At 72.9% G+C, this 8,935-nt stretch carries 8 protein-coding genes; 3 read left to right on the top strand and 5 right to left on the bottom strand.

The features are described from left to right. The first annotated feature begins 382 nt into the window (after positions 1-382). On the top strand, positions 383-1,051 hold the full coding sequence (locus ACFT55_RS16710) for a GNAT family N-acetyltransferase (RefSeq protein ID WP_380244969.1): 669 nt from the start codon (positions 383-385) through the stop codon (positions 1,049-1,051). A gap of 75 nt (positions 1,052-1,126) precedes the next feature. On the opposite strand, the gene ACFT55_RS16705 is transcribed toward ACFT55_RS16710, so the two are convergent. The 5 genes from ACFT55_RS16705 to ACFT55_RS16685 all read right to left on the bottom strand — a co-directional run bounded on the left by ACFT55_RS16705 (position 1,127) and on the right by ACFT55_RS16685 (position 7,278). After that, positions 1,127-2,128, bottom strand: a complete 1,002-nt coding sequence (locus ACFT55_RS16705; protein WP_380244968.1) for a sugar phosphate isomerase/epimerase family protein — start codon at positions 2,126-2,128, stop codon at positions 1,127-1,129. 124 nt (positions 2,129-2,252) lie between these two features. Further along, positions 2,253-3,446 (bottom strand): Gfo/Idh/MocA family protein, encoded by a 1,194-nt coding sequence (locus ACFT55_RS16700; RefSeq protein WP_380244967.1) that lies wholly within the window; start codon positions 3,444-3,446, stop codon positions 2,253-2,255. An 85-nt stretch (positions 3,447-3,531) separates the two neighbouring features. Continuing rightward, complete coding sequence (locus tag ACFT55_RS16695) at positions 3,532-4,599, bottom strand: substrate-binding domain-containing protein (protein ID WP_380244966.1); 1,068 nt, start codon at positions 4,597-4,599, stop codon at positions 3,532-3,534. Between the two features lie 127 nt (positions 4,600-4,726). After that, on the bottom strand, positions 4,727-5,731 hold the full coding sequence (locus ACFT55_RS16690) for an ABC transporter permease (protein WP_380244965.1): 1,005 nt from the start codon (positions 5,729-5,731) through the stop codon (positions 4,727-4,729). Then, positions 5,728-7,278: a sugar ABC transporter ATP-binding protein gene (locus ACFT55_RS16685; RefSeq protein ID WP_380244964.1), complete on the bottom strand. Its 1,551-nt coding sequence runs from the start codon at positions 7,276-7,278 to the stop codon at positions 5,728-5,730. The genes ACFT55_RS16690 and ACFT55_RS16685 overlap by 4 nt, the downstream gene beginning before the upstream one ends. 76 nt (positions 7,279-7,354) lie before the next feature. Between ACFT55_RS16685 and ACFT55_RS16680 the strand changes: the two genes are divergently transcribed. Together ACFT55_RS16680 and ACFT55_RS16675 are read left to right on the top strand one after the other, a co-directional pair. Beyond that, complete coding sequence (locus tag ACFT55_RS16680) at positions 7,355-8,536, top strand: ROK family protein (protein ID WP_380244963.1); 1,182 nt, start codon at positions 7,355-7,357, stop codon at positions 8,534-8,536. A 25-nt stretch (positions 8,537-8,561) separates the two neighbouring features. Then, a partial coding sequence (locus ACFT55_RS16675; protein WP_380244962.1) for a dihydrodipicolinate synthase family protein occupies positions 8,562-8,935 on the top strand: 374 nt, incomplete at its 3' end.

Genomic DNA, 8,935 nt, shown 5'->3' with positions numbered 1-8,935 from the left:
CAAACACACTGTTGAGTTCTCAAACAACCGACGCACACCCACAAGACCAGAACCTTTTCCGTTCCAGCCCCGCCGGGGCAACCCCTCAAACTTACCAGATCTTTTCGGCCGTTCCAACCGCCTGTTTTCCAGGTGGCGGACGGTCCGATCTCGATCGGAAAGCCCCACGAACGACGTCCGGGGCGCACGAATGCTATCCCATTCCTCGATGTGAGTTCCAGCCCCGGTCGGCCACCCGAGCTCCGGTCTCCCGGTCATGCTCTTCGGTGTCCGTCTCCCTGTCGGGCTGACGTCGTAGAACATTACACGCTCCCTGGCACCCGGCCAACTCCGTCCGCGGTGACGCGGCGCACACCCGTCCGGTCCGCGCGAGAATCCTTCGGTGACCTCCACGCCGACCGCCCTCGTGCGCCCCGCGCCCGTCCTCGTCCGTCCCGCTCAGCCCGGGGAGGCGGCGCACGTCGCCTGGCTCGCGGCCCTGACGTTCCCGCTCGCGTGCCCGCCCGGGACGCCGGTCGCGACCATGGCCGCGCACATCGCCGCCCATCTCACGCCGGCCGACTTCCAGGCCTGGGCGACGTCGGACCGGCACGCCCTCCTGGTCGCGGTCAACGGCACGGTGGGCGGAACGATCGCCGGCGCGGCCGCCGGATCGGACGGGGCGGCGGAGAGCTCGGCGGTCGAGGGCGTCCCCACGCTGCTGGGCTACGCGCTGGTCGCGTTCGGCGAGCCCGACGGCGCCGAGGAGCGCGCGGTGCTGCGTGCCGCGGCGGGCGAGGGCCCCTACGCGGAGCTGTCCAAGATCTACGTGCACCCCGACGCTCTCGGCGGGGGCGTCGCGGCGCACCTCCTGGACGGGGCGGTCGCGGCGAGCGCTCGGCTCGCCGCCGCTGCCGGGGTCAGCGCCCCGCTGTGGCTCGGCACCAACGGGGAGAACGTGCGGGCCCAGGCGTTCTACCGCAAGCACGGCTTCGAGGTGGCGGGCCGCCGCACCTACGACGTCGGCGGCGTGCAGCACGACGACGTCGTCATGCTGCACCGCCCCTCCTGAGACGTCGCGCGCCCCACGCAGCGCGACGGGCCGGTCTGTCCGCGCCCGGAGGAAGGCCGGGCGCGGACTGACGAGTCAGCGCTGCGAGAAGGCCGCGTCGAACGCCGCCTCCGGCGCGTCGAAGGCGAGCCGGCGCACGAGGTCGAGCGCCTCGGGCGCGCCGACCAGCCGGTCCATGCCGGCGTCCTCCCACTCGATCGAGATCGGCCCGGCGTACCCGATGGTGTTGAGCATCCGGAACGCGTCCTCCCAGGGGACGTCGCCGTGGCCGGTGGAGATGAAGTCCCAGCCGCGCCGCGGGTCCGCCCAGGGCAGGTGGGACGACAGGCGGCCGTTGCGGCCGTTGCCCATCCGCTTCTTCGTGTCCTTGCAGTCCACGTGATAGATGCGGTCCTTGAAGTCCCAGAGGAAGCTCACCGGGTCGAGGTCCTGCCAGACCATGTGAGACGGGTCCCAGTTGAGGCCGAAGGCCGTCCGGTGCCCGATGGCCTCGAGCGTGCGGACGGTGGTCCAGTAGTCGTAGGCGATCTCGCTCGGGTGCACCTCGTGCGCGAAACGCACGCCCACCTCGTCGAAGACGTCGAGGATCGGGTTCCACCGGTCCGCGAAGTCCTGGTAGCCCGCCTCCACCATCGCCTCCGACGCCGGCGGGAACATCGCCACGTACTTCCAGATCGACGACCCCGTGAAGCCCACGACCGTGTCGACGCCGAGCCGCGCGGCCAGCCGGGCGGTGTGCTTCATCTCCTCCGCAGCGCGCTGCCGCACCCCCTCCGGGTCGCCGTCGCCCCACACGACGTCCGGCAGGATGTCGCGGTGGCGCTCGTCGATGGGGTCGTCGCACACCGCCTGCCCCTTGAGGTGGTTCGAGATGGCGTACACCTTCAGCCCGTGGCGCTCCAGCAGGTCCAGCCGGGACTGCACGTACGCGTCGTCGTCCCAGCGCCACGGGTCGAGGTGGTCGCCCCAGCACGCCAGCTCGAGGCCGTCGTAGCCCCATCCCGACGCGAGCCGCGCCACCTCCTCCAGCGGCAGGTCGGCCCACTGGCCCGTGAACAGGGTGATCGGTCGTGCCATGGTGCGCATCTCCTCGTCGAGCTCGGCGGTGGGGTGGTGGCGGACGGTGACTCGTGGTGACTGGTGGTGACTGGTGGTGACTGGTGATGGCGGTGGTGCGTGCGCAGGACGGGACGGGCGGCGGCTAGGCCGGCAGCTCGACCCAGCCGCTCCCCTTGTCGGAGCTGCGGGCGACGGCGTCGAGCACGCGCTGCACCCCGAGCCCGTCCGCGAACGACGGGGTCGGCTGCCGCCCGGCCGCGAGGTCGCCGACGAGGTCCACGACCTGGTGGGTGAAGGCGTGCTCGTAGCCCAGCCCGTGCCCGGCAGGCCACCAGTGGCCGCCGTACGGGTGCTCCGGCTCGGTGACGACGATGCGGCGGAAGCCCGCCACCTCCGCGTCGTCCGCCGCGTCGAAGAAGTGCAGCAGGTTCATGTCCTCGAAGTCGAAGGCGACCGAGCCGCGCGTGCCGTTGACCTCGAGCCGGATGGCGTTCTTGCGCCCGCCGGCGTAGCGGGTCGCCTCGAAGCTCGCCAGACCTCCGCCCGAGAGCCGGCCGAAGAAGACGGCGGCGTCGTCCACCGTCACGGGGCCGGTGCCCTCCCCCGCCTCGCCCGTCAGGCCGGAGAACGACGCCGGCACGGGACGCTCGCGCACGAACGTCTCGAGCATCCCGGCCACGCCGACCAGCCGCTCCCCGGTGACGAACTGCGCGAGGTCCACGACGTGCGCGCCGATGTCGCCCAGCGCCCCCGAGCCCGCCTTCTCCTTGTCGAGGCGCCAGGACAACGGCGCGGCCGGATCGGTCAGCCAGTCCTGCAGGTACTGGGCCCGCACGTGCCGGACCTCGCCGATCCGGCCCTGCTCGACCAGGCGCCGGGCGAGCTGGATCGCCGGCACGCGGCGGTAGGTGAAGCCCACCGCCGCGTGCACGCCGTGCTCGGCGGCTGCCTCGGCCGCCCGGACCATCTCCTCCGCCTCTGCCACCGAGTTGGCGAGCGGCTTCTCGCACAGCACGTGCTTGCCCGCCGCGAGCGCCGCGACGGCGATCTCGGCGTGCGTGTCGCCCGGGGTGCAGATGTCGACGAGGTCGACGTCGTCCCGCGCGACCAGCTCGCGCCAGTCCGTGACGGCGGTGTCCCAGCCGAGCCGGTGCGCCGCGGCCCCGACGGCTCGGGCGTCGCGGCCTGCCACGACCCGCATCCGCGGGGTGAGCGGGAGGTCGAAGAACCGCGGGGCGGTGCGCCACGCGTGGGAGTGCGCGGCTCCCATGAACGCGTACCCGACCATCCCGACGCCCAGCGTCGGCCTGTCCCCTGCCGTGGCGTGCTCGCTCATCGAGCGCCCTCCTCCTCGTCGCGCGGTGCGGTGGTGCGGATCGTGCCGGTCCGGTCGATCTGGTCGGTCTGTTCGGTCTGTTCGGTCAGGACCGGAACCCGATCGACATGTACTGGTCGACGTTGTCCTTCGTGACCACGGGCGCGTAGAGCTGGGTGGTGCGCGGGACGCCCGCGGAGACCAGGTCGCCCATGTTCTTGTTCTGCACCACCATGCGGGCCAGCTTGATGCCGTCGGCCGCCTGGGTGGACGGGTAGACGACGGTGGCCTGCAGCACCGAGTCGCCGGCCTTGATGTGCTCCATGACGTCGAGCGAGCCCGCCCCGCCGACCATGAAGAACTCGTCACGGCCCGCGTTCTCGATGGCGGCCAGGACGCCGACGCCCTGGTCGTCGTCGTGGTTCCAGATGGCGTCGATCTTCGGCTGCGCCTGCAGCAGGTTGGACGTCGCCGTCTCGCCGCCCTGGACGGTGAAGTCCGCGGCGACCCGGGCGTCGACGTCGAGGTTGCAGTCGGCCAGCGCGTCCTTGAAGCCCTTGCTGCGGTCCTGCGTGAGGGGCAGGGAGTCGATGCCGGCGATCTCGGCCACCACGGCGTCGGGCTTGTCGCCGAGCTGGTCGCAGATGTACGTGCCGGCGCTCACGCCCATCCCGTAGTTGTCGCCGAGCACCGTGGCGCGGGCCGCGAACGGGCTGGAGAACTCCCGGTCGACGTTGATGACGGGGATGCCGGCGTCCATCGCCTTGGTGGCGACCTCGGTGAGGGCGGCGCCGTCGAACGGCAGGAGGACGATGGCGTCCACCTTGTCGTTGATGAACTGCTCGATCTGGCTGATCTGGACGTTGACGTCGTTGGTGGCCTCGGCCTGCTGCAGCTCGACGTCCTCGTACTGGTCGGCCGTGTCGACGGCGGCCTTGGTGATGGCGCCCATCCAGCCGTGGTCGGCGGCCGGGGCGGAGAAGCCGATGACGACCTTCTCCCCCGGCTCGTCGTTGCTCCCGGCCGCAGCCTGCGGTGCGGCCGAGGTCTCCTCCTCCGGCGGCTCGTTGCTGGTGCAGCCGGCGGCGAGCAGCACGGCGGTGGTGGCGACGGCGGTCAGCGCGAGGGTGCGCCGACGGCGGGCGGTGCGTCCCAGCTCGGTGCGTGCGGACATGTGATCATCCTCGATTCGGTCCGGCCCTGCCGGGCGGGTGGCCCGGTGCGGGGTGGTGCAGGGGTGGTGCTGGGGTGGTGCTGGATCGTGCGGGGTGCTCAGGCGACGGTGGTCGTGGTCCCGGGCGTCACGTCGACGTCGAGCGCTTGGCGAAGCGCTGCTGGAGCAGCACGGCGATCACGATGATCGCGCCCTTGGCGACGTTCTGGGCGGAGATGGACAGGTTGTTGATCGTGAAGACGTTGGTGAGCATGGAGAAGATGAGGACGCCGATGACGGTGCCGAGGATCGTGCCGCGCCCGCCGACCAGCAGCGTGCCGCCGACGACCACGGCCGCGATCACGTCGAGCTCGTAGTACAGGCCGTTGGTCGAGGTGCCCGCCGTGGTGCGCGCCAGCATCATCACGCCGGCGATCCCGGCGGTCAGTCCCGACAGCGCGTACACGTACAGCAGGTGACGCTGCACCTTGATGCCGGCGAGGCGGGACGCCTCGGCGTTGCCGCCGACGGCGACGGTGCGGCGGCCGAACGTGGTGCGGTTGAACAGGAACCAGCCCGCGACCGCGACGACGACGAACAGCCACACCAGGACCGGCACGCCCACGAGGTCGGCGCGGAAGAAGTCGAGGAAGCCGTCCACCTTGACGACCTGCGTCTGGCGGCCGGAGATCATCTCCGCGAGGCCGCGGGCGGCGATCATCATCGCGAGGGTGGCGATGAACGCCACGACCTTGCCGTAGGCGATGATCACCCCGTTGACGACCCCCGCCGCCGCGCCCACCGCGAGCGCCGTGAGCACCATGACGGTCCAGTGGAGGTCCTCGGCCATGGTCTGCGTGGCGAGCGTGCTGGCCCACACGGTCGCGAGACCCAGCACGGACCCGACCGACAGGTCGATCCCGCCCGCGGTGATGACGAACGTCATCCCGATGGCCAGGACGCCGGTCACCGCGGCGAGCCGCAGGATCGTCATGACGTTGTCGAAGCTGGCGAACCGCTCCCCGCCCGTGATCACGCCGACGACGGCGAGGAGGGCGAGGGCCACCACGAGCCCGACGGTGCGCCCGGCGGGGCCGGACAACCACGAGGACCGCGCGCCCTCGGCGGGCGGCGCGTCGACCTGGGTGCTCATGCGGCGGTTCCTTCCATGACGAGGTCGAGCACGCGGTGCTCGTCGATGTCCTGCGCCGGTGCCCGGTGCACGACGCGGCCTTCGGAGACCACGAGCACGTGGTCGGCGAGCCCCAGGACCTCCGGGATCTCGCTGGAGACGACGACCACTGCCGTGCCTGCGTCCGCGAGCCGCCGCACCAGGGCGTACAGCTCGGAGCGGGCGCCGACGTCGACGCCGCGCGTGGGCTCGTCCAGGAGCAGCACGTCGCAGCCGTGCACCAGCCACCGCCCCAGCAGGGCCTTCTGCTGGTTCCCCCCGGACAGCGTGCGGGCGGCGCGGTCGACGTCCGCGGGGCGGAGGTCCAGGGCGGCGACCTGCTCGCGTGCCGCCGCGCGTTCCGCCCGCTCGTCGAGCCATCCCCCGCGGGCGATCCGGGCGAAGGCCGACAGGGTGATGTTCTTGTAGACCGGCTCGTCGAGCACGAGCCCCTGGCTCTTGCGCTCCTCGGGGCACAGCCCCACGCCCGCGGCCACGGCGGCGTCGACCGCGCCGGCCCGCAGCCGGCGTCCGTGGACGCGGACGCTGCCGGCGGTGCGCCGCCGGGCGCCGTAGAGGGTCTCGAGGATCTCGGACCGTCCGGCGCCGACGAGCCCGGCGAGGCCCACGATCTCCCCCGCCCGCACCTGGAAGGACACGTCCTCGAAGGTGGTGCCGAGGGTGAGGCCCTCGACGTCGAGCACGACGGGCGCGTCGGCCGGGACGCCGGGCCGCGCCGGGAACGCGTACTCGACGGTGCGGCCGGTCATGAGCCGGATGAGCTCGGCCGTCGGGGTGGTCGCCGGCAGGTCACGGCCCACGGTGCGGCCGTCCTTGAGCACGGTGATGCGGTGCCCGATCTGGCGGATCTCCTCCATGCGGTGGGAGATGTAGACGACGGCCACCCCTTGGGCGGTGAGGTCGCGCACGACCCGGAAGAGGTTCTGCACCTCGCCCGCGTCGAGGACGGCGGAGGGCTCGTCCATGACGATGACCCGGGCGTCGTGGGACAGCGCCCGGGCCATGGAGACCACCTGCTTGCCGGCGGCCGACAGCCGGCCCACCTCGGTGGAGGGCGAGATCTCTCGGTGGCCGAGGCGCGCCAACAGCTCGCGCGTGCGCCGCACGGCCTCGCGCCGCTGGGTGAACCCACCCCGGTCGAGCTCGTGGCCCAGGAAGATGTTCTCCGCGACGGTGAGCCCGTCCACGACGTCCAGCTCCTGGTAGATCGTCGCGATCCCGTGCTGCAGCGCCGCGACCGGGTGCGGGATGGCGATCTCCGCGCCGTCGAGCACGATGCTGCCGGCGGTGGGCTGGTGCGCTCCCGCGAGGACCTTGATGAGCGTGGACTTCCCGGCGCCGTTCTGGCCGAGCAGGCAGTGGACCTCGCCGGGCAGGACGTCGAGGTCCACCCCGTCGAGCGCCCGGGCACCGGGGAAGTGCTTGACGATCCCCTCCATGCGCAGCAGCGGGGCGGGGGCGTCGCTGCCCTCCGGCGGTGCCGCGTCGTCGCGGTCCACATCGACCATAGGACCGAACCTAGAACCACTTCTGTCGAGCGTCAAGCAAAAGGTGAGAGTTATCCGATCGTGATTGACTAGGGCTATGACGGAAGGTGCAGCGGCCGGGCCACGGACCACCGGGGCCGGCGAGATGTTCCAGCTCCTGCGCGACGGCCGGGCTCGCACGCGGGCCGAGCTCGCGACCCTGACCGGACAGGCGCGGTCCACCGTCGCGGGGCGCATCGATGCCCTCATGGCGACCGGTCTCATCGCGCCCGCCGGCGAGGCCACCTCCACCGGCGGCCGCCCGCCCGTCACGTTCGCGTTCAACCCGTCGTCGCAGGTCGTGCTGGGCGTCGACCTCGGGGCGACCCACGCCCGGCTCGCCGTCACCGACCTCGCGTCCGCGGTGCTCGCCGAGCTCGACGCGCCGCTCGCCATCGCCGACGGACCCCAGCCGGTGCTCGACTGGGTCGCGGAGACCGGGCGCAAGCTGCTCGAGACGGCGGGCCGCTCCGTCGGTGACCTCGCCGGCGTGGGCGTCGGCCTGCCCGGGCCGGTCGAGCACGCCACGGGACACCCCAACAACCCGCCGATCATGCCCGGCTGGGACGACGCCGACGTCCCCGGGATCCTGCGTGCGCGGTTCGACGCGCCCGTCCTGGTCGACAACGACGTGAACATCATGGCGCTCGGCGAGCACCGCATCGCCTGGCCCGAGGTCTCCGACCTCATCCTCGTCAAGGTCGCCACCGGCATCGGTGCCGGCATCATCGCCGACGGCGCCCTGCGCCGGGGCGCCCAGGGGGCTGCCGGCGACGTCGGGCACGTCGCCGTGCCGGGCGCCGAGGACGTCGTGTGCCGGTGCGGCAACGTCGGCTGTCTCGAGGCGATCGCCAGCGGGCAGGCCCTCGCCACGCGCCTGGGCGCCGCCGGCCTAGAGGTCACCGGGCCGGCGGACGTCGTCGCGCTCGTGCGCGGCGGCGACGTCACCGCCGCGCAGGCGGTGCGGCAGGCCGGGCGCGAGATCGGCAGCGTGCTCGCCGCGACGGTCAGCATGCTCAACCCGTCGGTCATCGTGCTCGGCGGCATCCTCGCCGAGGCGGGCGAGGACCTGCTCGCCGGGATCCGGGAGGTCGTCTACCGGAGGTCCCTGCCGCTGGCCACCCAGCACCTGCGGATCGCCGTCGCCCGCACCGGCGCGCAGGCCGGGGTGCTGGGTGCCGCCGCCATGGCGTCCGACCACGCCCTGTCGGTCGAGGCGGTGGACGCGCGCACGTCCTGACCGTCGCCTCCGTACGATGCCGCCCATGACCTCGGCGTTCACCGGGCTTCTCGCCTACCCCGTCACCCCGCTCGACGACGGCGGAGCCGTCGACCTCGACGCCCTGGGCCGGCTGGTGGGCCGAGCGGTCGACGCCGGGGTGGACGGCGTCGTCGTCCTCGCGACGTCCGGCGCGGGAGTGTCGTTCGACGACGCCGAGCGCGACGCCGTGGTCCGCGTCGCCGTCGCCGCCGCCGGCGGTTCGCCGGTCCACGTCGGCGTCGCCGACGGCTCGGCGCACCGCGTGGCGGTGCGTGCGCGGGCGGCGGTCGCGGCCGGCGCCGACGGGTTGGTGCTGCCGCCGTTCGCGTACATCCCGCTGGACGACGCGGAGGTGCGGGCGCTCTACGCCCGCGTCGC

The organism is Isoptericola sp. NPDC057191, from assembly GCF_042670225.1.
GTDB lineage: Bacteria > Actinomycetota > Actinomycetes > Actinomycetales > Cellulomonadaceae > Isoptericola.
This window is presented reverse-complemented; position numbering and strand designations above follow the sequence as displayed.

Coding starts and splice junctions, on each gene's coding strand:
- ACFT55_RS16700 (WP_380244967.1), bottom strand. CDS start 3,446: ATGAGCGAGCACGCCACGGCAGGGGACAGGCCGACGCTGGGCGTCGGG.
- ACFT55_RS16680 (WP_380244963.1), top strand. CDS start 7,355: ATGACGGAAGGTGCAGCGGCCGGGCCACGGACCACCGGGGCCGGCGAG.
- ACFT55_RS16705 (WP_380244968.1), bottom strand. CDS start 2,128: ATGGCACGACCGATCACCCTGTTCACGGGCCAGTGGGCCGACCTGCCG.
- ACFT55_RS16685 (WP_380244964.1), bottom strand. CDS start 7,278: ATGGTCGATGTGGACCGCGACGACGCGGCACCGCCGGAGGGCAGCGAC.
- ACFT55_RS16690 (WP_380244965.1), bottom strand. CDS start 5,731: ATGAGCACCCAGGTCGACGCGCCGCCCGCCGAGGGCGCGCGGTCCTCG.
- ACFT55_RS16695 (WP_380244966.1), bottom strand. CDS start 4,599: ATGTCCGCACGCACCGAGCTGGGACGCACCGCCCGCCGTCGGCGCACC.